Origin of the sequence: Sphingomonas nostoxanthinifaciens, from assembly GCF_019930585.1 — a bacterium.
GTDB lineage: Bacteria > Pseudomonadota > Alphaproteobacteria > Sphingomonadales > Sphingomonadaceae > Sphingomonas_I > Sphingomonas_I nostoxanthinifaciens.
In genome coordinates, this window is record NZ_CP082839.1 from 1226744 (window position 1) to 1251032 (window position 24289).

At 63.7% G+C, this 24289-nt stretch carries 28 protein-coding genes and 4 pseudogenes; 18 read left to right on the top strand and 14 right to left on the bottom strand.

The window, feature by feature from the left end:
• The first annotated feature begins 91 nt into the window (after positions 1-91).
• From K8P63_RS05835 to K8P63_RS05880, 10 genes are all read left to right on the top strand, one after another.
• Positions 92-235, top strand: coding sequence for a hypothetical protein (locus K8P63_RS05835; protein ID WP_223798888.1), 144 nt, complete (start codon positions 92-94; stop codon positions 233-235).
• A gap of 598 nt (positions 236-833) precedes the next feature.
• The gene (locus tag K8P63_RS05840) at positions 834-1052 is read left to right on the top strand and encodes a hypothetical protein (protein WP_223798889.1); all 219 of its coding nucleotides are present in this window, start codon (positions 834-836) and stop codon (positions 1050-1052) included.
• Between the two features lie 367 nt (positions 1053-1419).
• Positions 1420-1578, top strand: coding sequence for a hypothetical protein (locus K8P63_RS05845; RefSeq protein ID WP_223798890.1), 159 nt, complete (start codon positions 1420-1422; stop codon positions 1576-1578).
• A gap of 60 nt (positions 1579-1638) precedes the next feature.
• A complete protein-coding gene (locus K8P63_RS05850; RefSeq protein ID WP_223798891.1) occupies positions 1639-1842 on the top strand; it encodes a hypothetical protein in 204 nt (67 codons plus the stop codon).
• Positions 1817-2200 carry a phage terminase large subunit family protein gene (locus tag K8P63_RS05855; RefSeq protein ID WP_223798892.1) on the top strand — a complete coding sequence of 128 codons (384 nt, stop codon included), beginning with the start codon at positions 1817-1819 and terminating at the stop codon, positions 2198-2200. The genes K8P63_RS05850 and K8P63_RS05855 overlap by 26 nt, the downstream gene beginning before the upstream one ends.
• A 52-nt stretch (positions 2201-2252) precedes the next feature.
• Positions 2253-2516, top strand: a complete 264-nt coding sequence (locus K8P63_RS05860) for a hypothetical protein (RefSeq protein ID WP_223798893.1) — start codon at positions 2253-2255, stop codon at positions 2514-2516.
• A 42-nt stretch (positions 2517-2558) separates the two neighbouring features.
• Entirely contained in the window at positions 2559-3200 is a 642-nt protein-coding gene (locus tag K8P63_RS05865; protein ID WP_223798894.1) for a hypothetical protein, read from the top strand.
• A 132-nt stretch (positions 3201-3332) separates the two neighbouring features.
• Positions 3333-3650, top strand: a complete 318-nt coding sequence (locus K8P63_RS05870; protein ID WP_223798895.1) for a hypothetical protein — start codon at positions 3333-3335, stop codon at positions 3648-3650.
• Positions 3651-3700: 50 nt separating this feature from the next.
• The gene (locus tag K8P63_RS05875; protein ID WP_223798896.1) at positions 3701-4240 is read left to right on the top strand and encodes a phage holin family protein; all 540 of its coding nucleotides are present in this window, start codon (positions 3701-3703) and stop codon (positions 4238-4240) included.
• A 123-nt stretch (positions 4241-4363) separates the two neighbouring features.
• On the top strand, positions 4364-4990 hold the full coding sequence (locus K8P63_RS05880; protein WP_223798897.1) for a hypothetical protein: 627 nt from the start codon (positions 4364-4366) through the stop codon (positions 4988-4990).
• Here the strand turns inward: K8P63_RS05880 and K8P63_RS05885 are convergent.
• Both K8P63_RS05885 and K8P63_RS05890 read right to left on the bottom strand, forming a co-directional pair.
• Positions 4962-5252, bottom strand: a complete 291-nt coding sequence (locus K8P63_RS05885) for a DUF6894 family protein (RefSeq protein ID WP_223798898.1) — start codon at positions 5250-5252, stop codon at positions 4962-4964. The two genes, K8P63_RS05880 and K8P63_RS05885, sit on opposite strands and share 29 nt — an antisense overlap.
• An 82-nt stretch (positions 5253-5334) precedes the next feature.
• Positions 5335-5682, bottom strand: a complete 348-nt coding sequence (locus K8P63_RS05890; RefSeq protein WP_223798899.1) for a low affinity iron permease family protein — start codon at positions 5680-5682, stop codon at positions 5335-5337.
• Positions 5683-5751: 69 nt separating this feature from the next.
• Here K8P63_RS05890 and K8P63_RS05895 point away from each other — a divergent pair, with 69 nt between their 5' ends.
• Positions 5752-5997, top strand: a complete 246-nt coding sequence (locus K8P63_RS05895; protein WP_223798900.1) for a Pam3-gp28 family putative phage holin — start codon at positions 5752-5754, stop codon at positions 5995-5997.
• A 4-nt stretch (positions 5998-6001) separates the two neighbouring features.
• On the opposite strand, the pseudogene K8P63_RS05900 reads toward K8P63_RS05895, so the two are convergent.
• A pseudogene (locus tag K8P63_RS05900) lies at positions 6002-6498 on the bottom strand (IS5 family transposase); the annotation flags it as partial.
• A gap of 58 nt (positions 6499-6556) precedes the next feature.
• Positions 6557-6649 (bottom strand): annotated as a pseudogene (locus K8P63_RS20750) (hypothetical protein); the annotation flags it as partial.
• A gap of 289 nt (positions 6650-6938) precedes the next feature.
• On the opposite strand from K8P63_RS20750, the gene K8P63_RS05910 reads away from it, so the two are divergent.
• Positions 6939-10130 carry a TRCF domain-containing protein gene (locus tag K8P63_RS05910; protein WP_223798901.1) on the top strand — a complete coding sequence of 1064 codons (3192 nt, stop codon included), beginning with the start codon at positions 6939-6941 and terminating at the stop codon, positions 10128-10130.
• A 23-nt stretch (positions 10131-10153) separates the two neighbouring features.
• On the opposite strand, the gene K8P63_RS05915 is transcribed toward K8P63_RS05910, so the two are convergent.
• Positions 10154-11683, bottom strand: a complete 1530-nt coding sequence (locus tag K8P63_RS05915) for a DUF4403 family protein (RefSeq protein ID WP_223798902.1) — start codon at positions 11681-11683, stop codon at positions 10154-10156.
• A 168-nt stretch (positions 11684-11851) separates the two neighbouring features.
• Between K8P63_RS05915 and K8P63_RS05920 the strand changes: the two genes are divergently transcribed.
• Complete coding sequence (locus tag K8P63_RS05920; RefSeq protein WP_223799935.1) at positions 11852-12433, top strand: hypothetical protein; 582 nt, start codon at positions 11852-11854, stop codon at positions 12431-12433.
• A 22-nt stretch (positions 12434-12455) separates the two neighbouring features.
• Here the strand turns inward: K8P63_RS05920 and K8P63_RS05925 are convergent.
• Positions 12456-12716, bottom strand: a pseudogene (locus K8P63_RS05925) (DksA/TraR family C4-type zinc finger protein); the annotation flags it as partial.
• A 53-nt stretch (positions 12717-12769) separates the two neighbouring features.
• Positions 12770-13381 (bottom strand): arylesterase, encoded by a 612-nt coding sequence (locus K8P63_RS05930; protein WP_223798903.1) that lies wholly within the window; start codon positions 13379-13381, stop codon positions 12770-12772.
• Between the two features lie 186 nt (positions 13382-13567).
• Here K8P63_RS05930 and K8P63_RS05935 point away from each other — a divergent pair, with 186 nt between their 5' ends.
• The 3 genes from K8P63_RS05935 (at position 13568) to K8P63_RS05945 (ending at position 16212) form a co-directional block, all read left to right on the top strand.
• Positions 13568-14197, top strand: coding sequence for a glutathione S-transferase family protein (locus K8P63_RS05935; RefSeq protein ID WP_223798904.1), 630 nt, complete (start codon positions 13568-13570; stop codon positions 14195-14197).
• 3 nt (positions 14198-14200) lie between these two features.
• The gene (locus K8P63_RS05940) at positions 14201-14392 is read left to right on the top strand and encodes a helix-hairpin-helix domain-containing protein (protein WP_223798905.1); all 192 of its coding nucleotides are present in this window, start codon (positions 14201-14203) and stop codon (positions 14390-14392) included.
• 203 nt (positions 14393-14595) lie between these two features.
• Positions 14596-16212 (top strand): PAS domain-containing protein, encoded by a 1617-nt coding sequence (locus K8P63_RS05945; protein ID WP_223798906.1) that lies wholly within the window; start codon positions 14596-14598, stop codon positions 16210-16212.
• Between the two features lie 720 nt (positions 16213-16932).
• Here K8P63_RS05945 and K8P63_RS05950 read toward each other — a convergent pair.
• Positions 16933-17151 carry a hypothetical protein gene (locus K8P63_RS05950; protein WP_223798907.1) on the bottom strand — a complete coding sequence of 73 codons (219 nt, stop codon included), beginning with the start codon at positions 17149-17151 and terminating at the stop codon, positions 16933-16935.
• 1000 nt (positions 17152-18151) lie between these two features.
• Here K8P63_RS05950 and K8P63_RS05955 point away from each other — a divergent pair.
• Positions 18152-18430: a hypothetical protein gene (locus K8P63_RS05955; RefSeq protein ID WP_223798908.1), complete on the top strand. Its 279-nt coding sequence runs from the start codon at positions 18152-18154 to the stop codon at positions 18428-18430.
• Between the two features lie 415 nt (positions 18431-18845).
• Positions 18846-19040: a hypothetical protein gene (locus K8P63_RS05960; RefSeq protein WP_223798909.1), complete on the top strand. Its 195-nt coding sequence runs from the start codon at positions 18846-18848 to the stop codon at positions 19038-19040.
• Positions 19041-19171: 131 nt separating this feature from the next.
• Here K8P63_RS05960 and K8P63_RS05965 read toward each other — a convergent pair whose 3' ends face one another.
• The 6 genes and pseudogenes from K8P63_RS05965 to K8P63_RS05990 all read right to left on the bottom strand — a co-directional run bounded on the left by K8P63_RS05965 (position 19172) and on the right by K8P63_RS05990 (position 24235).
• The gene (locus K8P63_RS05965; RefSeq protein WP_223798910.1) at positions 19172-19396 is read right to left on the bottom strand and encodes a hypothetical protein; all 225 of its coding nucleotides are present in this window, start codon (positions 19394-19396) and stop codon (positions 19172-19174) included.
• 66 nt (positions 19397-19462) lie between these two features.
• A complete protein-coding gene (locus K8P63_RS05970; protein WP_223798911.1) occupies positions 19463-19966 on the bottom strand; it encodes a YciE/YciF ferroxidase family protein in 504 nt (167 codons plus the stop codon).
• Positions 19967-20004: 38 nt separating this feature from the next.
• Positions 20005-22095, bottom strand: a complete 2091-nt coding sequence (locus K8P63_RS05975) for a catalase (RefSeq protein WP_223799753.1) — start codon at positions 22093-22095, stop codon at positions 20005-20007.
• 122 nt (positions 22096-22217) lie between these two features.
• Complete coding sequence (locus K8P63_RS05980; RefSeq protein ID WP_223798912.1) at positions 22218-22388, bottom strand: hypothetical protein; 171 nt, start codon at positions 22386-22388, stop codon at positions 22218-22220.
• Between the two features lie 365 nt (positions 22389-22753).
• A pseudogene (locus K8P63_RS05985) lies at positions 22754-22999 on the bottom strand (IS6 family transposase); the annotation flags it as partial.
• Positions 23000-23122: 123 nt separating this feature from the next.
• Complete coding sequence (locus K8P63_RS05990) at positions 23123-24235, bottom strand: zinc-binding metallopeptidase family protein (RefSeq protein ID WP_223798914.1); 1113 nt, start codon at positions 24233-24235, stop codon at positions 23123-23125.
• Between the last annotated feature and the right edge of the window lie 54 nt (positions 24236-24289).

Genomic DNA, 24289 nt, shown 5'->3' on the forward strand with positions numbered 1-24289 from the left:
CGGCTCGGTCATGTCGTACTCCTGACGCCTCCGAGCGTCCGCTTGCGAAAACTGACCCGAAGCAATCTGGGTCCAACCGAAGGAACACTCCATGTCGGACGGTTTGCGTCTCGCTGCCCTGTCGGCTGCGCTCCTGCTGGCCGCCTGTGCCACCATATCCACTTTCGATCCCAACCCGGCGAACGTGGTGGACAATGCGCCGTGCCCGACCACCGACGGCACGCCGTGCAAGTAGCAGACACCTCCGATATAAATGGGTTCGGCCGAAGTTGTCGTTAAAACCCAGCGGAGGAACGGCGTAAGCTATGCGACAAGCCTGAAGTTTCAATCGGCTTGATCGACCGCTCACCGCCTAGCCGCGATTTCGCAGCTTTTATGCCCGCCAGCGCGCTTTCAATCATCTGAAGACGTTGGACGCGCAAGCGCACCCTATTGAGGAAGTGAACGTCGTCCCAGCGATGCTGACCGACCGCACGGCTGATGTCGTCCGCTATCCGAGCGGACGAGCGCTCGCCGAACCGCTCAATGTATGCATCGGCACTTTCTCGTACCGGATCAGAGCCTGACGTCATAATGCTCTCCTGGCAACGCAGTCATGAATGCGCCAATATGAGGTAAGTTCAATCAAATGGTCTTCGGACAATGCTTTGATGGTTTACGTGTCTTAACTTAGTCTATGCTGCAGTGCAAAATTTCCAGCAAGATCATCGATTACCCATCAGTACAACAATGTTTTTCCTCATTAAATATCGCCAGCACGACTTACGTAACGGGTTCGGCTCGCGCGTTAAATGGCACAGCTGGCAGCGCTGACCGAATGACTGGAGGCGAGTATGCTCATCGTTCTTGGTGCCGCGCTCAACATCTTTGGCGCAGTCCTGATTGGGCAAGTGGTCTCGACTCATGGGCAGCGCGACCCTGAGACCTACGGTGACAGCTGGACAGGCGACACCGCGCTGGACGTGTGGTCGCTGCTGCTGCTCTGGTCGCTCTCGTGGGTGGTCTGGGCCGCCATTTGCTGCGGCAAGCTGATGAGCGCAGGAGTAAGGTAATGCCGCACGCCCCACGGTGCTCACGCTTCCGCGAGCCGTCGATCTGGATGCGCATCCGGTACGGTGTGTTGGCCAGGCAGGCTATGGCGGTCATTCGCCCGTGCACCGCCCGCGTCCAGCGCTCGGGCGGAGGCTAACGCGCCGACCCCCACCCCCCTTGGGTCCTTCCGGCGCACAGACCGTATGCGGGGGGCAAAGGCCCGGGAAGGACCTAGCCACAGGTTTTCGCATGGTGCCGCCGCCTAAGAATTGTTTTTGGCGGAAATCGGCCGTTCTCAAATAAAGGGAGGCAGCAATTTCCAGTATAAACAATGTCCCCCTTACCCGCGCCGACGTCGCATGGCTTTTCGGCAGGTCGGACAGCTGGGTGTGCGACCGGATGCAGGCCGGCGAGTCTCGCCGGCCGGGTGAGACCGCCGAGCAGTATGTCGAGGCCTTCCTCGAATATAAGGTCGGCAAACTCAGCGGATCCGGCGAGGGCGGCAGCAGCCTCGAGGTCGAGAAGACCCGGCTCACCAAGGAATAGGCCGACAAGGTCGCGGCGCCGAACGCGATCGATCGGAAGGAGCTCGCCTCGCTTCCCGACATGACGCTGGCAGTCCTGACGGTGATCGAAACGTCGCTGGCGCGGCTGATGCGCGTGCCGGCGATCGTCGCGAAAGGCGACGAAAGTCTGCGTCAGCGCATCGAGACCGCCATCACCGTCGCGCTGCAAGATCTGAGCGCCACCCGTGTCGAGGAGCTGGCCGGCGGCGGGGACTTGGATGAGGAAGAGCCCGGCGAAGAGTGACGGCGCGATTACGGTTGCCGGCGGTGAGATCGCCAAGGCCGTCCGCTCATGGATCGCTGGCTGGAAACCACGGGTCAAACTCGGCCTGTCGGAGTGGTCGGACATCCACGCCCGCCTCGACAACGGGCGAAAGTTCCGCGCCTTCCCCTTCCAGAGGGGGATAGCCGACGCCTTCACCGACCCGGCGACGATCCAGATCTCGGTGATGAAGAGTACCCGCATCGGCTACTCGCAGATCGTCCAGAACTATGCCCCCGTTGCGGGACGATGCACGTGCTCGTGTTCGGCGATGGGACCGGCGCCGGGGACGGGCGCTACTCTCCAAGGCCGGCATCGCTGCGTCGCTGCAGGCTGCTAGCACGACGGACCAGATCGAGATCGACTTCGGCAGCCGGAAGGTTCGCACGATCATGATCGAGACGGCGGTGTTGACCCCGTCGCTCAACGGCGTGGCGGTGCTGCCGACCGAAGGTGTGTGGGCGCCGCAAAGCGCAAACCAGGTCAACGCGCTGATCCTTGGCGACAGCTATGTCGCGGGCGGCGGCGGATCGTTCAAGCCGGAAGCCTTCTTGCAGCTCGTCGGCCACTTCCTCGGCTGGAAGAACGTGCAGCTCTTCTCGCTGCCCGGCTCCGGCTACGTGACCACCGGCGTTAACGGCTCGACCGCGATTTAGACGTTCGCGCGGATCGGCTCGCGGCGCGCCCACGTCGTCGTCGTGGCTTACGGCTACAACGATGCGGGCAGCTCGGCGCCGACGGCTGCGGCGGCGCTGACCTGCTGGCAAACGGTGCGCGCCGCCTATCCGAAGGCCCTGATCGTCGTTTGCGGGCCCTGGATGTCGCCGGGCCAGCTGGCTACCACGCTCGCGAACCGCGAGAATGTCATCAAGGCATCGTTCGACAGCTGGACGGACCCGCTCTCCATGTTCATCCGGATCAACACCGATCCGAGCCCGTGGGTGGTCGGTACCGGCAACGTCGGCAACCTCAAGGGCGACGGCAATGCCGATTGGGATATCCAGTCCGACGGCGTGCACCCGTCCAAAACGGCCGGCAACGGCAATGGGCAGTGGATGCTGGCACGGCGCTTCACTCAGAGCTTCCGGACCGGCCTGAGCGCGCTGCCTTACTCGCGAAATGGAGCGCGGCGGTCCAGTATTGCCGCGCTCCATCCCTTTGCCCCAGCGACTCGCTGTGGGACACCAATAGTCGGAATGGGACGCTCGGGCGACCTTGCCGCGCAGATATCATCCAAAACGGATGCAATGAAGCGCGCCGAGCTGGGATCGAGGGCGCGCTCACCGGCATCTGCGCGGGGAGCGCATCCCCATCGACGACCTCGCTCGCCGCGCCTTTAGCCGGCTGGAGAACACTGCGATGATGATCGAACCATCTCCCGGCAGGCAGCCGGGAGAGTGAGCGCGCCTGCATGGATTGAGGCAACCCGCATTGGTTTGCGTCTCGCGCTATTCCTTCTCGCAAGCATGGTCGTGCTGAGCTGGGGCGCCCAAGGGCGATCGACCACGGTTCTGGATCGCTATCGCAGCCTCACGACCGCGGTCACGGCGGTCGGGATCTGGCTGTTCGGTCCGGCCTTCCTGCCGGGCCTGCTCGGCACACCGTGGCCGCCGCTCATCGGTGACGGCATCGAGATCATGGCAATCGCGACCATGTGCGCCGCGCTCATCCTGCTGCTCGGCACACGCGCGCTCAAACGTGAGATCGGCCTCGCCCGCGTGCATCGCGGCATGGCAGTCAACGCAGCGATCGTCATGGCGCTGGTCGCTGCGGCATGGGTGTTCCGTTGACCTGGCAGGCGGACGCTGCGGGCCGCTATGGGGCGATCGGCGCAGGGCTGATGATCGGCACGGCGGCTCGCTATGGCCTCGCGCTCGGCGAAGGGCGGCGGCTCAGCTGGCGCGCGATGCTCGGCGACGCTCTGCTGCTCGGGCTGGTCGGCCTGTTCGCGGTCATCATCTCCGACAAGTTCGACCTGCACGGCGACGTGCGCGCGTTCTGCTCGGCGCTCGCGGCAGTCTCATCCGACCGCCTGATCAAGCTCTTGCGCTCGCGGTTCATGAGAGCGGCTGAGGCGCAGCTGGATCAGTTCACGCGCGCTTCCATCGCGGGCGACGTCGTCAAGGTGCCGGCCGGCAGCGGCGCACCTGACAATGTGCGCATCGACGTGATCCCTGACGAGAACCCGATCGGCTCAGCGCTTCGCTCGCAGTATCGGCGCCCGGCTCAATCGCGGCCTCCGGAGATCAGATCGAGTTGCTGCGGACGCTCGATCAGCAAGACTGAGCGTCGCACCCCGCCGCGCGGGGGTGCGGCGGGGCACTTCCTGGCCCCCAAGAGGAAGGCGGCCAAGCTTCCCGAATGTGCGCAACCGCCCTGACACTGCCCTTACATTGTAGACGGCTATCATCGACTGGAAGGGCATCGCCCGGCCAGCGCCTCGCGCGCCTGCTATTACGCGGGTGCGACCGACGGCGACGATGGCCCGAAGACCTATACGGCGGTGTTCGCCTATGCAACCCAGCGGCCGGCCGACATCACCATCGCCGCAATCGGCGCGGCGGCGGCGAAGTGGATCAGGGGCGATGCGATCGCGCAGACTCCGGCGCGGCTCGCCGAGTTCGTGGCGCAGACCTGCAACGAGACCGGGGGCTTCACGCGGTTCGAGGAGGATTTGCGCTATTCGGCAGCGACCATGCTGGCGCAGTGGCCGACGCACTTCACCGCTGCGCAGGCGGCGGCATGCGTGGGGCGGCCCGTTGAGATCGCGTGTCGAGCCTATGGCGGCCGCATGGGGAACGCCGCGCCGCCAGCGAAGGACGGATGGCTCTATCGCGGCCGGGGCATGCTTCAGCAGACGGGCAAGGCAGCCTATGCGCGGTTCGGCCAGATGGTCGGGCTCGACCTGCTCGGCAACCCGATCTCGCCGCCGATCCGGAGGACAGCTTCGTCATCGCGCGCGAGTTCTGGCGGGTCGTTGGGGTCAACGCTGCGGTCGACGCCGACAACCTCGCCAAGGCCCGCCAGCTCACCAACGGCGGAACGATCGGCCTCGCCAAGGTCGCTGCAATCCGCGCGCGGATGCGAAAAGTGCTGGCAGGTTAGCGTCCGAGAGGTCGGCCGTCTTTGATGTATGTCGAAGGCTTTTTGTCGAACGACTCCCAGTTGATCGGCGGAGGCGCGGCTACAGTCGCAACGATCACATGGAATACCAAGCGTTGAGCGTGGTCTCGAACATCAACCCGCCAATGTTGCCGATAGGCAAATTCGGGAGTTTTCTGAAGGTACTCGCCGAGGATCGAAATCGCTGCGTTGCGCGCCTCGTCTACGGAGGCATAATCGCCCTCAAGCTGTTCGTCCGTGCCATCAAATTTGATCAAGAAGCGTGACATGCTGCGTTTACTCAAGACAGAGGGTTGAGATAACAATCGGCGGCCGATTGTTATCCCAGCCTGGCCTTCAGCGCGCAAAACCTCATGACACGTCGTCAGCAGCCTGCACGTTGTGCCCTTCGCGTAGGCGTTCGATCTCCTCTTCAGCAGCTTGCTCACTGCCCGCCAGTTCGTTGCGCGCGCCCTTCATAGCGATGAGCATCTCATCGATTTTTAGATGAAGCGCGTTTTCGCGCCGACGCTGCTGATTGAGCACCATCTGAGTGAGGATGAAGCCGCCAATCGTCATCGCAGAGGCCAGCGAGTTCTCTGACCAACCTAACACGAGCCAGAGAACGCTGCCGATCAACACAGCGACCTGCACGGCGGGATGGGCGGCGAAGTTGGCTATCATCGTAGAGATATGTGTCAGCATCGCCCGCAACTTCATCGGTGAACCTCATCCATCCTGGCCAGCGGGCCGGGTCAATCTGCTTATCATCCCGTGAAAGGCCCAGCCATGAACGAACATTACGCGCCGGCCGCCACGGCCGTGCATGCCCTGCTCGCGTCCCTCGTCCGCCACGCCCTCGTCGCCGCCGGCTCCGCTCTGGTGACGCGCGGGATTGTCGACCAGGGCTCGGTCGACGGCTTTATCGCCACGATGGTCGAGACGATCGTCGGCACGCTGATGGTCGCCGGTGCCGCCGACTCGGGGCGCAGGCGCGCGCGTTCCTATCGCACGCTCGTCAGGCGTCGCTGGTGAAAGGCTAGGCCGTAGACTCATAAGCGCGAAGCCACAGACGCATCGAGGCGAGCTGGACCATTACGAGGAAGTTGGCGGCGAGCTTGTCGTAGCGGGTGCTGACGCGGCGGAAGTGCTTCAGCTTCGAGAAGAACCGCTCGATCAGGTTGCGCTCGCGATATAGGCGCTTGCTGAAGCAGGGCTTCCACTTGCGGTTGCTCTTCGGCGGGATGTTGGGCGTGGCGTCCTGGTCCTGGATCAGTTCGCGGATGCGATCGGCGTCATACGCCTTGTCCGCCAGTATGATGGTGCGCGGACCAAGGTGGTCGAGCAGGCGGTCTACGATCTGCCCGTCGTGCGTCTGCCCTGCGGTGAAACCGAGCCGGATCGGGAGCCCCTGCGCATCGACGACAACGTGGATCTTGGTCGTGAGCCCGCCTCGGCTGCGACCGAGACAATGATCTAGACCCCCTTTTTTGCCGTCGCAGCCTACTGGTGCGCCCGGATGGAAGTGCTGTCGATCGCTGAGCGGGCCGAGGTTGCCGAGATGGCAGTCTCCACAGATCCAAATCGCCGGGCCCTGCGGCAACCTCTTCGCTGCCGGAGACGCGGCGAGCCACTCGTAGAACTTGATGGTGTTGCCGCGGACGTAGGCGTGAGTGGACCGGGCCATCTTCAACGTCTTGGCGGCTTCGAGGATGGCCTTCCGATCGCCAGCCGACGGGACCCGCGCATTGACGTCGGACTGCTTGCCATCAACCTCGTCCTTCAACACTTGATTTGCCAAGTGTTGCCAAGCGCGTAGCGAAGTCGCGCGTTCCTCCTCGACTGTTGCTGCCAGCAACAATTACCTCGCTCGGGCAAAACGGACTGATGTCGATCAGTATCGCGGAACGTGCCTATCGCTGGCCCGTTCGTGGCGCCTCGACATGGGGAGATATGCCCCTTCTGGGGAGACAGGTATGACCGCAGGAGCCGATGCCATTCTATCGGCGTCGCAGCCGACGGCGACGCTTGGCATCGGTGAAACAGCCGTCGATCTGGCGAGGCTGTCGATAGAAGGGGACATCCTCTTCGCTGCCGCGGACGAACAGCGAGGGATGGCGATCACGCAGGCGCTGATGGCAGCCCTACCTGAAGCCGCCGTCCTCTTCTGCCCGAGCAGCGACGCGCTGCCGGGTGATGACGCACCCGCATCCCCGGCCAACGTCGGCCGACGGGTCTCTACACTGCTTCGGATCAGACAACTGCTGGCGGAGCCTGAACGACCCCGCATCGTATGCATCACAACGGGCGAGGCTCTCGGCCGCCTCTATTCCGCGCCTGCCGCCTTCGACACGGTGCTCCCGCGGGTCGTGGTGGGCGAGGTAGTCGATCTGGGGGAGCTCTTCAAACAATTGGAAGAAATCGGCTACATTCCAGACGAACGTGTAGACGAGCCGGGCGAGATCGGACTGCGCGGACAGGTCCTCGACGTCTATCCGGCGGACGCCGACGCGCCGCTCCGTGTCGAGGCGAGCGAGGGGCGCGTGGCCGCTATCCGCATCTACGACCCGGCCGATCAGCGCACGACGTCGGAATGCGATCGGCGGGAGCTCGGTCGCGTGGCCGAACCACCGCTTGGTGAGACGGCCGTGACGTTGCTGGATCATCTGCCCAATGCCAGCGTAATAATCCCTCCCGCCGCTGACGATCGTCGAAAGCGGTTCATCGCGCTGGCACAGGACGCCGCGCGCCGCCGTCCAAAACGCGCGGTGCGCGACGTGGCGACAGACCCCCTCTGGCGCAAAGCGCTTTCAGGTCGGATGGTGACTGAACTCCAACCGGCAAGCGAACCTCCGCCGCGCTTCGTTGAGGCCAAACGTCCGCTGCAAGCCTATGCCGAAGCTGCAACGGCGGCGGCGGAGGCTGGCCTGAAGATCGCGCTCCTCGGCAGCGACCGCGACCTGCGGTTCATCTCCAGACGAGTAGCCTCGGCGATGAAGCGGTCAGTTGATCATGTGGGGTCTTGGGCGGAGATCGCCTCTGCAGAACCCGGTTCGATGCTCGCCCTTAACATGCCAATCGAGCGCGGCTTCAACCGCGAGGGCGTGCTGGTCGTTGCCGCTGCGGATCTGTTGGGCAGCCGGGCAGAGCGTGGGGATGCCCTGACGGCGACGGCCGACACCACCCTGTTCTCCTTCGGGCAGATCCGGATCGGAGACGTGGTCGTCCACGAGGATCACGGCATCTCGATCGTTGCCGGTCCCGAGAGGATGCCCGAGGTCGACGGCGCTGACTCCGGCGATGCCATCGCCCTGACCTTCGCGGACGGCGGAATACGCCTCGTGCCCGTGGCGAAGGCGGACCGCATCTGGCGCTATGGTGCGGAGGCGGATGCCGTCACGCTGGACAAACTCGATGGCGGAAGCTGGGAAAAGCGTCGCGGTGCCATTGACGCAGCGATCGCGGAAAGCGCGCGTGGACTGACGAAGCTCGCTGCGGAACGCGCCAAACGAACGGCTCCGAAGCTGGAACCGGCAGCCGACGCCTATGAGCGGTTCGCTGCTGGTTTCCCGTTCAGCGAGACCATCGATCAGGCTCGGGCGATAGAAGCCGTGCGCGACGACCTCGCGTCCGGCCGACCGATGGACCGGCTGGTCGTTGGGGACGTGGGTTACGGCAAGACCGAGGTCGCACTGCGCGCCGCGGCCATCGCTGCGCTTGCAGGGCGACAGGTCGCGGTCGCCGCTCCGACGACCGTTCTAGCCCGTCAGCACATCGAGAGCTTCACCGAGCGGTTCGAAGGCACGGGCATCGTCGTGGCGGGATTGTTCCGCCTCTCGACAGCTGCCGAGAAGAAGCAGGTGAAGGTCGGTCTCGCTGACGGTTCGATCGGTGTCGTGGTCGGAACGGGCGCCGTTGCCGCCAAGGGCGTGGCCTACAAGGATCTCGCGCTCGTAATCATCGATGAGGAGCAGCGTTTCGGCGCCGCCGACAAGGCACGGATGCGCGAGCTTGGCGCGGGGCACGTGCTTACACTCTCCGCCACCCCGATCCCGCGAACCCTGCAAACCGCCCTCGTCGGCCTTCAGCAACTATCGGTGATCGCCACGCCTCCCGCGCGACGGCAACCCATCCGCACCTCGGTTGGACCATTCGTGCCGGAGACGGTCCGGACCGCGCTGCTGCGCGAGAAGAGCCGGGGCGGCCAGAGCTTCGTCGTCGTACCCAGGATCGAGGACATGGCGGCGCTAGCCGCCCAGCTTGAAAAGATCGTCCCGGAGCTCGAACTGGTACAGGCGCATGGAAAGATGCCCGCGCTGGAGATCGACGACGCCATGGTCCGGTTCGGTCGAGGCGACGGCGACGTTCTCCTGGCAACCAACATCATCGAGGCCGGACTCGACGTCCCTCGCGCTAACACGATGGTCATCTGGCGCGCGGACCGCTTCGGGTTGTCCCAGCTCCATCAACTTCGTGGTCGCGTCGGGAGGGGCAGCCGTCGTGGGCAGGTTCTGCTGCTCACCGATCCGTCCGCGGAGATCGCCCCACGCACCCTCAAGCGGCTGCGCACGCTTGAGGCGTTCGACCGCCTGGGCGCCGGTTTCGCGATCAGCGCGCAGGATCTCGACATGCGCGGGGCGGGCGACCTGCTCGGCGAGGCCCAAGCCGGGCACATGAAGCTGATAGGCATCGATCTCTATCAGCACCTCCTCGAGGCCTCCATCCGCGCGTCGCGCGGCGAGGGCACCGAGCGCTGGAGCCCTGAGCTCAATCTCGGCGCCGTCGGTAGATTCCCGGAGAGCTGGCTGCCTGACGAGGAGCTTCGGGTGACGCTCTACTGTCGGTTGGCCCGCATCGAGGACGGCGAGGGGCTTCAGGTATTCGCCGACGAACTCGAGGATAGGTTCGGAACGATGCCGCCGGAGGCGGAAACGCTGCTCAGGATCGCGCGCATCCGCGTCGCAGCCCGCGCTGCGCGAATCTCGCGGATAGACGCAGGTCCGGCCGCCGTCGCGCTGACACCCCGCAACGACTTCGATCGCGATGCAGAATCCGTGGGTATCGAGAAGAAGAAGGGCCGCCTGCTGCTGCCGGAGCGCATCGAGGACCCGGCAGCAAGAATTGCAAGAGTGGAGAAGCTGGTCGAGGTCCTGTCTGGCCAAAACTGACCGACCGCCCTCGCTCCGAACAGCTACTTCGAGACGGCTGTCGGGGCGAGCTCGATGCTGGCGGTGCCTTTGCCCCAGACCGGTAGGTAGACGCCTTGGCCTGCAGCGAAGATGCGGCCGGTGCGGACGTCGGTGATGTGGGCTCGCACGACCAGATCGCCAACGCGCTTCTCGGAAACCGCCTGCCCGACCTTCGACAGCAGCTTGTCGTAGTCGTTGCTGAAGTTCTGCATCAGGGCGCTCGCGATCGTTCCGGAGAGACCGGGCGTGTTCGCCAGCTTGATGAGCAGCCCGGCGCCGGTCGAGTCGGTGACGCCGCTGACTTCGAGATCTGCGAAGCCGATCTGGCGGCTGTTCACCTCGTTGACCGGGCGCGCGGTCAACCAGATGGTGCCGTGGGAGGGCGTGCTTCCCGGACGGGCTGCGCTGAAGGTCAGACCTACCGCGATACGGCCGCCGGTCGTCCCGTAGGCCTCCACCTTTCCGAACGTTGCATTGACCGGGCCGAGGCCAGGTATTTGGAACGGCCGCTGGGAGCGCTTCGCCAGCGCCTTGGCCAGCACCGGCTCGAGCTCCCTGTAGTCGGCTATGACCGGTATCGTGAACAGCACGCGGCTTGCCTTCTCGGCGACATGCCGAAGCGGCGGTAGAGGCGTGGCGGACGGATCCGCCGGGCGAGGACCGACGAACGTCTCGGTCGACGCCCTCATCCCGAGGTTCAGGGTCAGACGATCACCGCTTATCGCGTAGCCCCCATAAGCGAGCTCGTGCGGCTTGATCTGCATCCAGACCGGCGGGTTGCTCTCGTTCAGCTGCACCGACGTGAAGGCGCCACGCCAAGCGTCCTCGACGCGGTCGCGGAAACGCAGCTTCCTTAGTTCCTCCGGGAGTGACCGCTGGAGCTTCGAGATGACGCCCTTCAGCTTGTCGTCCGCCTTGCTGGTGAATTCTATGCGCTGGCCGAGGAACTTGACGTGCGGGGCATCAATCCAATCGTAGGCGATCGCGGCCGTCGCGCGTGGCGTCCAGTCGTCAGACAGGTCGGGGCGTAGCCGGGCGCGGACGTGCGCGTCGGCCTGCGCCGTCTCCTGCTTCAGAACGCCACCGACATCCTTGGCGCTGACCGTCGCGTGCACGGGGATCGACACGACGATGTCCTTGCCCGCGCCGGAGATCGCGATCGCGCCGCGGGTAACTTCGCCAACGATCCGGCACTTCAGGTCTGGCGTCTTGACGTGTGCGAACAGCACCTTCACCCGCTTGGAAGGCACGCAGAGCTGGTCGGGCTTGTCGATCGACCACAGCTGCTTCGGAACCGCCTTGTTCAATGCGAGCGCGAGGTTCCCGAGCTTAGCGCTGATCGGCACGGCGATCACCGTCTCCTGCGGTGTGGCCGCAATCGTGTCGAAGGCTTTGACCGGTGCGTTGTGCGGAACACGGTGGCATCCCCCGAGCGGAGCCGCGACGACCGAAAAGGTAAAGGCGCAGCGCAGTACGAGACGGCGAGTATTCGAGCCCTTAGGACATCCATCACCAAACGCCGACTGCGCCAATCTCCACCAGCCCTTCTTCGAGGATCGCGACGACAACCTGCACCGCGCGATCGCGTTCCCGACAGGGACTTATGGCCATCAGACGCAGACGCTGACCTATGTCAGTGAGCACATACCGCGACGGGCCAGACCGGAGGGACGCCAAACCGCGCCTTAACGGAGCAAGCAATGTTCAAGCGTCTTTGCGACGGTTCCGCCCTGCCGCTTCTGCTGTCGCTAGGCATGGGCATGCCGGCGGTCAGTCAAACGCCCGGAACGACGCCAGCGCCGCAATACAATGTGCCGCCCCCGCCCGGCTACCAAACTGGGAGCGCCCGCTACGTCCAGTCAGAACGAGATCGCGTGGAGGACGACGGATATGCCGCTGCAGCCGAGCGATGGGCATCGGCCAACTGCATCGCGGAGCGGAAGGACAACGCCACCGCAGGAGCGGTCATAGGCGGTCTGATCGGTGCGCTGGCGGGCACGGGTCTGGCCGGTGGTCACGACCAGTTACCAGCGGCTGTGCTCGGAGCCGGCGCGGGCGCCGCGGCAGGAAGCACTATCGCGCGGAACACGAGCCCAGGATGTCCGCCGGGATACCTCGTGCGACCTGCGCCGCAGCCCTTCTACCCAGCATCACCACCGCCGAGCGTCGTCTATGTCGCGCCTTCCTGGTATGATCCCTGGATCTGGTATGGCGGACATTGGCTCTATCGGCCCTATCCGTATCACAGATTCTGGTTCGATCATCACTGGCGCCATCCATGACGGCGGCCATCGAAGCCGGACAGCGCAGCTGGCTGTCCTTGCTGCCCCTACGATTGAAACCAGCGGGACGATAGGAAGCATCCCTGATCGACTGGCATCCTACGCATGTGCGCGTTCCTGGCAGCGCAAGCCGACGGCGTTCCGGGATCTCGTCTCCGCAATCGTCGCAATAGTCGGCACTTTCACCCAGCGGCATTCGAGCGCGCGCGCTAAGAACTGCATCGGTGATCGTGTCGTCGATCTGATCCTGCACCGCGCCGTCGCGCGTCCAACCACCAGCCATCGCCGGCCTCCTCTCGCTTTGAATAACGCAGCTTTGCGCCCCAATATCCGCCTTCAGGCGGCAATCCCCTGGTGCGCGACCAACGCGTCCCATACCGCCGGAAGCATTGCCCGAACGATCAGCCGGATCGCAGCCGCGTTCGGGTGGATGCGGTCAGGAAGCGTGAGCCCGGCGTTGCCAAGGACCCCCTCGGGAAAGAACGGGACGGCCGGGATCGCGTGCTTGCGGGCCAGACCCTGATATACCGCGTCGCACTGCTCAGCGAAGGCCCCAAGGAACCGAGGCGCCTCCATCGCGGCCAGCATCACAGGGATGCCACACCGGCTCAATTCGGTGATGATCTCGTCGAGGTTCGCGCGCGTCCGCGCGAGCGGGAAGCCACGCAGAAAATCGTTCGCTCCCAACTCCACGATCGCCAGATCCGGCCGGCGAACAAGCGAAGAGAGCAGTCTCGGAAGGCGCGCGAGGGCACTTCCAGAGGTGTCGCCGGAAACGCCCGCGTTCTGCACCCGCGCCAATGGCATGCGGTTCCGGATCGACGCCTCCAGTTGCGCCGCGAACGACTCGTTCGCGCCGAATCCATAACCGGGCGTCAGGCTGTCGCCGAATGCGAGAATTAATGGAGAGGGGTCCGTGTGCGAACCTCCGAACCTGTCCGTTTGCATAATCTGAAGATGGTGATCGGCGCGGAGTTTTTCACATCCTCGAGGCGGTTAGCTTGGTTCTGGTTAGCCGCCAAAGATGGCGTGGGTAGCCTGGCTCATGGCGCCATCCAGCGGCCCCTAGAGGGATCGCCGGGACTGACGTGGACAGCCGGACGTTGGGGCAGCCAGATAGACTAGGGCAGGTACATGCTGACGCTTCATCACCTCAACTTCTCCCGCTCGACCCGCGTGCTATTGCTACTGGAGGAACTCGGCCTCAACTACGACCTCAAAACCTACGACCGTGACGAGAATTTCAGAGCGCCGGCGGCGCTCGCCGACGTCCATCCCCTCGGCAAAGCGCCGATCCTCGTCGACGACGACCTCGTCCTTGCGGAATCCGCTGCCATCCTACGCTACCTTGAACAGAAGTATGGCGACGGCCGCCTCGTTCCCGCGCCTGGGACGCCTGATCGTGCGATACACGACGAATGGCTCGACTACGTCGAAAGCTCGGCCGCGCTTCCCGTGATGCTCACCTCGCTGGGCACGATGACGGGCGGCCTCTCGCAGGGGTTCGCCGGCTTCACCGCACCAGAACTGAAGAAGACCCTCTCCTACATCGCGGAGGGCGTCCGCGGGCGCACATACCTCATGGGAGAGCGCCTGACCCTCGCCGACATCCAGATGAGCTATCTTCTCGACGCGCTGCGCAAGGCCGGCCAGCTCGACGACTACCCGGACATCCAATCATACCTTGGTCGTCTCGAAGCGACGCAGGGCCTCACGAAGGCCATCGAGATCGGGGCCCCCATGTCGCCGCCGGCGAGGTCCTGATCCGTGTCCCCGATCGACATCAATGTGGCGACCGCGGAAGAGCTCGATAGCGCGGACGGGCTGCGGGGCCACGGCTTCGAGATTGTCCGCTATCGCGATGAACGTGGCCGCTTCACGGAAACGCGTCAGCTGGATGAGGTGCCGGGATTAACGGGCGTGCTAACTGACGAGCAGCGGGCGAAACTCGCGATATAGGTGACGTCTGGAAAGCACAGCAGCGTGCTGCTCGACCAAGCTATCCATGTTCGGGGGAACGGTCGCCGTGACCAGCCGGTTATGCCCAACAAATCAATCCGGAAATTCGCTGGATCGCCGCGTGCTATTCGACATGGGACGAAAGTGGGGACCTGAGCGACAGCGGGATCGAATTGCGGGCATGGTGAGGACGAGGGCGCGCTTTGATCTTTGAGAAGGACGGCTTTGACGACGCCGCTGCACTCTTCGCTGGTCCCGGGGAAGTCCGCTCGCTGGCACGCAGCCTCAATTGGTCGGCGACGCCGGTTGGTCCGACTACCGGCTGGTCGCCAGCACTGCGCACGATGGCACGTTCGATTTTCGACTCCCCTTTTCCGATATGCCTCTGGTCCGGCCCTGAGTTTGCACTGGTCTACAACGACCCCTATCCCAGGATACTTGCCGCCAAGCACCCGGCGGCGCTCGGCCAGCCCGGATCGGTCGTGTGGGCCGAGATCTGGGACGAGCTTCAACCGCAATTCGACGGAGTTCGAGCGGGCGGCAACCCCGTCTACTTCGAGGACGCGCCGTTCGAGATGGCGCGTCTCGAGGGCGGCGGTACCGAAACCGCCTGGTTCAACTATTCGCTCTCCGCGCTTCGCGACGAAGACGGAAGCGTCGCGGCAATCCTCAACATCACGCCCGAAACTACCGATCGCGTGCTGCTAGAGCGCCGGCTCAATGAAGAGCAAGCCGCTCTCGCTGTCAGCGAAGAGCGGTTGCGTCTCGCGGTGGACAACGCGGACGTCGGTCTTTGGGACGTCGACGTCGTCAACGACAGGTTGATCTGGCCGCCTCGCACGAAAGCGATGTTCGGCATCTCGGCTGACGTGGAAGTTTCCATGGAGGACTTCTACAACGGGCTACATCCGGACGATCGAGCGGCGACGACGGAAGCCTATCTATCTGCAGCCGACCCGGTTCTTCGAGGTCTCTACGACGTCGAGTATAGGGCGCTCGGCAAGGAAGACGGTATCGAGCGCTGGGTTGCGGCCAAAGGCCGCGGTGTGTTCGACGCCGACGGGAAATGTGTGCGGGTCGCCGACACGGCGATAGACATCACCGTGCGTAAAGCCGCCGAGGTTCGTCGAAACGCACTCGTCGAACTGACGCAGGTTCTGAGGGATCTTGAAACCCCTGCCGATATCGCCTTCGCGGCGGCCAAAGTCCTCGGAAGAGCGCTCGGCAGCAGTCGGGTGGGATATGCCGCCATCGATCACGACGCGAGACACTGCATGTCGATCGGGACTGGACCGCTCCCGGCGTCGAATCGCTTGCAGGTGTCCTCAATCTCCGGGACTACGGATCCTTCGTCGACAACCTCAAACGTGGTGAGTTCATCGCGATTGATGACGTCCTGCGGACGATGGGACGTCGGACGCAGATGCGGAGGCGCTCGTTGCAAAGACATCCTTCGCTTATGCGGCCTTACCGGTCAGCTGGAGCATGCCCCGGCCGCGATAGAGCCACCCGTCCTTCGCCGGCAGCACGGCGTTGCCCATGCGGCCGCCGTAGGCTCGGCGGGCGATGTCGACGGGACGCCCGACGCAGGCCGCCGCCTGCGCAACGGTGAAGTGCGTCGGCCACGGCGCCAGCATGGTCAATGCCGAGTAGCGCAGACCTCCCTCGAACCGCGTGAAGCCGCCCGTTTCGTTGCTGGTTTGCGCGACGAACTCGGCGAGCCGCGTCGGCGTCCGCGCGATCGGGTCGCCCTTGATCCATTCGCCGCCGCCGCGCCGATCCCGGCGATGGTGATATCGGCCGGCCGCTGGGCGCCATAGGCAAACAGCGCCGTATAGGTCTTCGGGCCATCGTCGCCGTCGATCGCGCCCGCATCGTAGCCGGCGCGCGAAAGCGCTGGCTGGGCGATACCCTTCCAGTCGATCATTCAGATCTCGATCAGGTAAAAGGATTCGCGGCAATCTAAGGAAGGCAACCAAACAAATCAGTGACTTAGCCGAAGCTGATGCTAAGCTCGGGGCGCCCCTCGGGTTCTCCCCCAGGCTCGAGGGGACGTGCCCCGCCGTCTCCTCAGATGGCGGGGTGCGCCGCCATTCCCGATCGCTCGTGGGCGTGCTACGGCGTGATTCCCACGGCCGTTAATCTACCGAGATGACGTCCCGCCGTGTTCTTAGGGAGGGTGCGGCGGGACGTCTGCTCAGAGCCCTGCTTGTGCCGTATCAAGCAGACGTTGCGGTCATCAGCTTCGCGCCGGCGATCGCGCTCTTTCCCAAAGCCTCTTCTGCCTTCTGGCGCGCGCATCTCTTTGACGGACGCGATCGCCCGCTTTACCTTGTCTGGCAGCTCATCGGCATTCTTGAACAATAGAATCATGGCATCGAGGCATTGGTCGGAATTATTTGAGCGGTGGCGCTGCAGCCCGATTTCCGCCTCGTGACGCTGGCGCTCAGCCTCGAGTTTCTGCTCCAGCGAACGCCGGTCGGATGCAGCGATCTGCCGCTCCTCGTCGAGTTTACGCTAGAGCTGCTCGACGCAGGTCGTCAACGTCGGAGCAAGCGATCATCCGCCGTCTGTTCAATCTCGGCCATCTTCGGGCGCAGCTTGAGCCACGTCACCAGTGCGCTTCCCACAAGAAGGTTGAGGACCGTCAGCGGCGTCGCCGACCACGAGAAGCCGGTGGCGACATGCTGTACCGTCTGTTTCGCGGGCTCGACGCCTTCAGGGAGATGGCGCTGATACCTGGTCGAGAGATAGGCCATCGTCAGGGCGAGGGCGATGGCGGCCCAGCGATGCCTCCACTGAGATGTGGGTCAGAAAGGTCAGTCGGTCGACCGCCAACAGGCACACGGTGCCCCACAAGCCGTCGAGATGCCGACCGCGGAAGCGCACGAGGCGAAGCACCGCCGGGAGCGGGCAGGCGATGCAGATTATCCACGCGGCGACGCTCCCGCCACGCGCACTTGTTCAATCGACATGGTATGGTCTCCAGCGAGCTAAAGGCGTCGCGAGCGAGATCGTTGATGGGATGCCGGCACCCGTTCGCTGGCAATAATGAGCGGGGGCGGAGCGCGCTGACGGGTGCTCCTGTTAGCGCGCTCCACTTTCGCATATCGTCGGCCGGTCAACCGGGGGGAATGACATGCGGCTTCTTTGCTATTTCGGTCTGCACCGGTGGGCGACCCGGCTCACAGCCCGCCCGAAAACAATCGTTCAACGAGGCGAGCGGTGTTCGCTAAAAAGGTTAAGGCGCTCCGACCGCGCTTCGGGGCTACGATCTAGGCTGTAGACCCATAGCGGACTGTCGGTTCACGCGCCAAATTCGGACGGAGCGCCGGGCTTAATTTACGCGCTGAAATCCGCCGTTTATTCGTTTCCATATCCTGCGGACACTACGCGAATGTTCCGGTCGATAGTGCTGTGGCCTCGAACAAGCGTAGCGAACAGAAGCCGCTCGGGGGATGAAATGGCTTCGCAATTTTGGATAGCGACGTCGCTCGCGACGGCGTTTCTGGCGGCTTCGCCCGCCTTGGCCGACGACAATCCCCCGTTTCTGTCCAACCCGGCCAAGCATTGGGGGATCAAGCTGTACGACCGAAACAGGTCAGCTGCACGTCGAATACTCGTTCGCCGACTGGCAGCGCGACGGGAGGCAGATCAGCGGGAGGACCGCATCGTTGCGGCAGACTTCCTCACGCGCCTCGGCATCGGCAAAGACACCGAGAGGTGCAACTCGGATGGACCGCGTTCGGCTATGATCGGATGCGCGATAAGACGACCGGCGACGTTGATACGCTGCATGGCACTGGCGATGTTACGTTCGCGATCCGCGAACATTTAACGGGCGAAGAGGGCAAGCGCTTTTCCGCTGGCGTCCAGACCTTCGTCTCGGCGCCGACTGGCCGTTATCCAGTTGGCTCTGGAACGTGGTCGGCGGGAATGATTGTGCCGTACAATATGATCTCACCGAAACAGTCGCAGTTTCTTTTACCGGCCGGGCAGACGCCGCAGCGAACCAGTCTGGGGGTGGGCAGCACCTGACCTACAGCGGCATCGGTACGCTTCGATATAAGCTGACCGACCACATATCCACATTTGCTGCACTGTCGCTTCAACGTGACGATGACCCATCTGAGGACAAGACCATTGCGCTGGCGGCTTTCTCGACCGCATGGCGCCCAACAAAGACTTTGCAATTCGATCTCCTAGCGATTGCCGGTCTGAACCACGCGTCGCCAGACATCCGTCTGGTGATTGGTGAGGCAATGCTATTCTAGGATCAAAGCCTGGCGAGTTAAACGGTTGCAACTAGGCGGCTGTTTGCGTCTGGGGCCTAATAGCCCAAAGCTGCCCGACGCCTCGCCACTGAGACCGGGCCTTCCCCATCTTGATATCTGACGAGCTATTGGCGCGGAATTGGGCGTCGCGCATCGGCTGGTGATTAGGAGAACATCTGATGAGCACCGCGTTGAAGGCCAACTTCAAGACCCGCCGTGAGGCCGAGATGACGATCAACCGGCTCGTGCAGGAATATGGCATCGAACGGACCGACATCTTCGTCGCCGCCGAAGATGCGGAGAACAGCGCAGGCGAGAAGCAGGCCGGCTCCGATACCGCAGCGGGGTGCTCCCAGCCCGGAAGATCGGGATGATGCCGCTCTGGCGGCCCTGATCGGCCTGTCGGTCGACATCGAGGCTGACGATCGCGCTGCCGAGGTGCGCTTGGCATTCCGGGAGTTCGGTGCCTAGGATGTCGGCAAAGGGTGAACGCTCGATCGTCCGGTCAGCAAAGCGTCTCGAACGGCTCAAGGCTGGCCGCGACTAACAAGCGCCCTTTGTCATCGGTGAGTTGCACAAGGTGGACGCCTCGTGCCTTCGCGGCGGCTATCGCCACATCCAGTCCGCCGTGCGTGTCGATCGACGTTCGGGAACGCTGGCTCATCGTGGCGGTCCCATCGCGCACGGCGTCGAGCCATCGGTCTACCCAGTCTTTATCTGTTTCTGCCATGGCGCGCTCGCGGAACTGAACTAGGATGGCGCGAGTAGGCCTCGACGGCCAACTCGCGCCGCCCGCTCACGCGTCGACAGCTTCCACGTTGACCGCGGACTCGGCAAGTTCGCTCATCACGTCGTCACCGCGGTGCATGTCCTTGACCGCGGCTTCGAGCTTGCCGGCATCGTCCTCCAGCTTCAACGCCTTGGCGAAAGCCGCCACAGTGCCGAATCCGGTTATGCCGTAGTGGGTCATGCGCTGGTATTGGGCGATGATCGCGGCATCGAGCACCGGACCGGACGCTGGCGCCTCTTCGACAGTGTGCTTGAGCGCCTCCGTGACGAGGCCTTCCATACCCTTGCAATGCTCCTTCTTGAGCTTCTCGTCCTGCCGTTCGATAAGGCCCTTCAGAATGTCCGTGTGGGCGGCAATGCCGTCCTGAGACTTCTGAAGCAGGTCCTTCAGCTTGTCATTCGTCGCCTGTTTGACGATCTTCTTGAGCGCCTTCGCCATCTGGTCGTTGGCCGACCAGAGGTCCTTCAGCTCGTCAACGTAGAGTTCCTGCAACGTGGTGATGTCAGCCATGGTGATGCTCCTTCGGGTGTGACGTCGTCGGTTAGTCGTTAGGCGAGCAGGCGAACGTTCGGCTCGCGATCCCACTGGCGGGTCTTAGCCTGCTCGATGAACGCCGTCGTTTCCTTGCCGGTCAGCTCGATCACCCCCGCATCCGGCTCGACGCCGGCCTTGTCGAGCAGCGGTTTGGCATCGGACGAAAAACCGATGGCCTTGAGGTGACCGAACGCATCCTTCACGTAATCGATCGCGGCGCCGTCCTTGAGCAGGGTCTTGACCCCTGCGTCCGACAGCACGACCGCTATCGCGTCGAACATCACCGATGGCGAGCCAGCAAGCTGTCCGTCGATCAGCGTTGGATCGCCCTCGTCGAGCTTCACGTTGAGTTTCGGCGCGATCACCTTGGGCTTGGCACCCGCGGCGATCACCGCGTTCTTGATCGCGTCCACCGTGGCACTGTCGCTACCATCGGCAACGAGAATGCCGACGGTGCGTCCCTCCAGCGTCTCCGGGTATTTGCCGACGATCCGCAGCGCCGGCGACAGGTCCATGTCCTGCGGCTCGGCGGCCGCCGCCGTCTTTTCCGGCACCTGGGCCAGGCCGAGCCCGTCCGCGACGCGCTGGGCCAGCGTCTCGTCGACGTTACGCAAGTTGCCGATCACCTGCTCGCGAATGTGATCGAACGTCACCTTGGACAGCTCGAACACGAGCGCGCTTGCAAGATGCGCCTGCTCGGGCGCGGTCTGCGAGCGGAAGAACAGCCGTGCCTGACTGTAATGGTCGGCGAAGGTCTCGGCACGGACGCGCACCTTCGTCTCGGACACCGGCGCGGGAAAGGTCTTGAAGCCGGTGGTCAGGCTCTCGCGCGGGCCGCTCACCTCGCCGATCTTCGCGAGCGTGTTCGGCTCGTAGTTGGCGCGGCCGGCGGGCACCTCCATCTGCATGTGGCCGTCGCGCTGCATGTTCATTACCGGGCAGCCCTTGGCGCGGTTGATCGGCAGTTGGTGGAAGTTGACGCTGCCAAGGCGCGACAGCTGCGTGTCCTGATAAGAGAACAGGCGCCCTTGGAGCAGCGGATCCTCCGAGAAGTCGATGCCCGGCGGTACGTTCGTGGGCAGGAACGCGACCTGCTCGGTCTCGGCGAAGAAGTTGGTCGCGTTGCGATCCAGCACCATGCGGCCGACGATCTGCACCGGGTACAGCTCTTCTGGGATCAGTTTGGTCGCATCGAGAATGTCGAACGGCAGCTCCGCCGCCTCGTCCTCGGTGAGCAGCTGAACACCGAACTCCCACTCAGGGAAGTCGCCTCCGTCGATCGCGTCGAAGAGATCGCGGCGGTGGAAATCGGGATCGGCGCCGGCGATCTTGACCGCCTCGTCCCAGCAGGTGGACTGCAGGCCCAGCTTCGGGCGCCAGTGGAACTTGACGAAAGTCGCTACGCCATCGGCGTTGACCAGCCGGAAGGTGTTGACCCCGAAGCCCTCGATCATCCTGAGTGAACGCGGGATCGCCCGGTCGCTCATCGCCCACATGATCATGTGGGTGGACTCAGGCGTCAGCCCGATGAAGTCCCAGAACGTGTCATGGGCGCTTGCGGCCTGCGGATAGCCGCGATCGGCCTCCATCTTAACCGAGTGGATGAGGTCGGGAAACTTGATCGCGTCCTGGATGAAGAACACCGGGATGTGGTTGCCTACCAGGTCCCAATTGCCCTCCTTGGTGTACATCTTGACCGCGAAGCCGCGCACGTCGCGCGGGGTGTCGACCGACCCGGCTCCTCCGGCGACGGTGGAGAAGCGCGTGAACAGCTCGGTCTTCTCGCCGACCTCGGTCAGGATCTTGGCAGTGGTGTAGTCGGCGAGCGACTTGGTCAGCTCGAAGTAGCCGTGCGCGCCCGAGCCGCGGGCGTGGACAATCCGCTCCGGGATACGCTCGTGATCGAAGTGGTGGATCTTTTCGCGAAGGACAAAATCCTCGAGGAGCGAAGGCCCGCGCGGGCCCGCCTTGAGCGAGTTCTGGTTGTCGGAAACCGGCACGCCGTGGTTGGTGGTCAGCCGATCCTCGGTGCTGGTAGCCTGCTGATGCAGCTCGCCGCCGTTGCCTCCGATCGTTTTTCCGATTTCCGCGCTGATCTTGTTCATGGAGCCATCCGCCTGTTCGAGCCGGCGGACAGCCTTGCTCACCTCCCCCTTGCGGTGGGCGCGTCCGGAGGCCCGGGGCTGCTGGTGAAACATAGATCACGCCAAGTGGCGCGATCGATCCTTTAACCATCCCGGCGGCGGCTTGTTCCCGCTCCTGCAACTACGGCCGGCCGCTGGGCAGCATCGGCGAACAGCGCCGTATAGGTCTGCCGCCCATCGTCTCCGTCGATCGCGCCCGCGTAGAATCCGGCGCGCGCCAGCGCTGGCTGGGCGATGCCCTTCCAGTCGATCATTCAGATCTCCGATCGGGCAAGAGGATTTCGCAGCAATCCAAGGAAGGCTGTAAAACAAATCAGTGATTTAGCCGGAGCTGATGCAAAGCTCGGGTTGCCCCTTGGGTTCTCCCCCAGGCTCAGGGGAAGTGCTCAGCCGTCTCCCCCAGATGGCGGGGTGCGCCGCCATTCCCGATCGATCGCGGGCGTGCTACGGCATGATTCCCACGGCGGTTAATCTACCGAGGTGACGTTCCGCCGTGTTCTTAGGGAGGGTGCGGCGGGACGTCTGCGCGGAGCTGCATGCTTGTGCCGTATCAAGCAGGCGTTGCGGCCATCAGCTTCTCGCCGGCGATCGCGCCCTTTTCCAAAGCCTCTTCTGCCTCCTGGCGCGCGCGCATCATGCGAGACACCCGCTGCAGACGGATATCGCCTGCAAATATCGGACCGAAGCGGTTCCACCAATGCCGCACCATCTCGTAGCAGATGTCGATCCCGCGCTCGAATAGCAGGTCCTCGACGTTCCGCAGCGACAGCGGGAACCGCACATACATCATCACCACGAGGCGGATCACCTCGGGTGACGAATTGAAGTAGCGGAACGGGCTCTGTGGCTTGCAAGGACGAGGCATCTAGCCCTCCTTACCGAGCGGTGCATTTGGTCTGACAGCATCCTGCCGATAGCTGCCGCCAAAGGCAACGCCGCCGTTCAGCGGCATCATGGCGGGCGCCAACACCCTTTCGATTGTACGCGCCTAGCCCGTCAACCCGGCGGTAAGCGACGCTGCCATGGCCTTCAAATCGGCGGCCTCTGCGTCGCCTGGTGTCCAACGTCCGGCGGTGAAGGCTACAAGCCGAATGACGAAATCTAGCTTAAAGGCGATCGTTGGTGTCAGCGAAAAAGGATAGAGATCCGGGAGGCCCATACTACGATTGATCGCATTCAGCGACGAGGCAAACGGTATCCAGCATCCGATCAGCGTTGCCGCATCGGCAACATGCGGATCGAAGCTGATTTGGGTCACACCCTCACTGGGCCGCTCGACCGTGACGTGAAGGTCGCGGGCCGTCGCCAGCACGTCGACGATGTGCAGATAATGGGCGAAGGTCTCAGCGAAATCCTCCCACGGATGCGCAGCAGCATAAGCCGATATATAACGGTCGGACCAGCTCTCCGGCGGCCTTCGGTAATGCGCAGCAAGGGCGGTGGCATAGTCCGTGCGCTCGTCGCCGAACACCGAGCGAAACCGCGGCAGATCCGGCGACGCTTCCACCAACCGGTGCCAATAATAATGTGCTACCTCGTGCCGAAAATGACCGAGCAACGTCCGATACGGCTCTCCCATCGCGGCGCGGATACGCTCCCGCGCGGCGTCGTCAGCTTCAATGAGATTGAGCGTGATCACGCCGCCCGCGTGTCCGGTCAGCACTTCTGGGCTGAAACCGCCTTCAGCGGATGGATCGTATAAGAGGTCGAAGACAAGCCCGCCGGGCGATGGCCCCGCGTCGAGCGGCAGTCCGAGCCTGCTCAATTGATATATAAGCCGACGCTTGGCCTCCTCGACCCGCTTCCATCGTTCAAGCACGCCGGGCACAGAAAGCGGCGGAATGGTTCGATTGTGTCGGCACGAACGGCAGAGCGAGTTGCCGCCGCCAGCAGCCAACCAGTTGCACACGCCCAGCCGCTTATTGCCGCAAGGCAAGCCCGCGAAGCGCTTTCCGCTTAGACTGAGCCACCCCGCTGCCGATCGGAAATGCAGGAACGCGCCACCGTCTGGATCGAAGGCGACCGGATGACTGCAAGTCGCACACGCCGTCGCTTCGAAAGGAAGCAGCGAATGACAATTCGGGCAGGCGAGCGCGGGCATGATCGAACTCCCGGCAGGAGAGGACACGGGTCAAAGCTACCAACGCAATCGCTG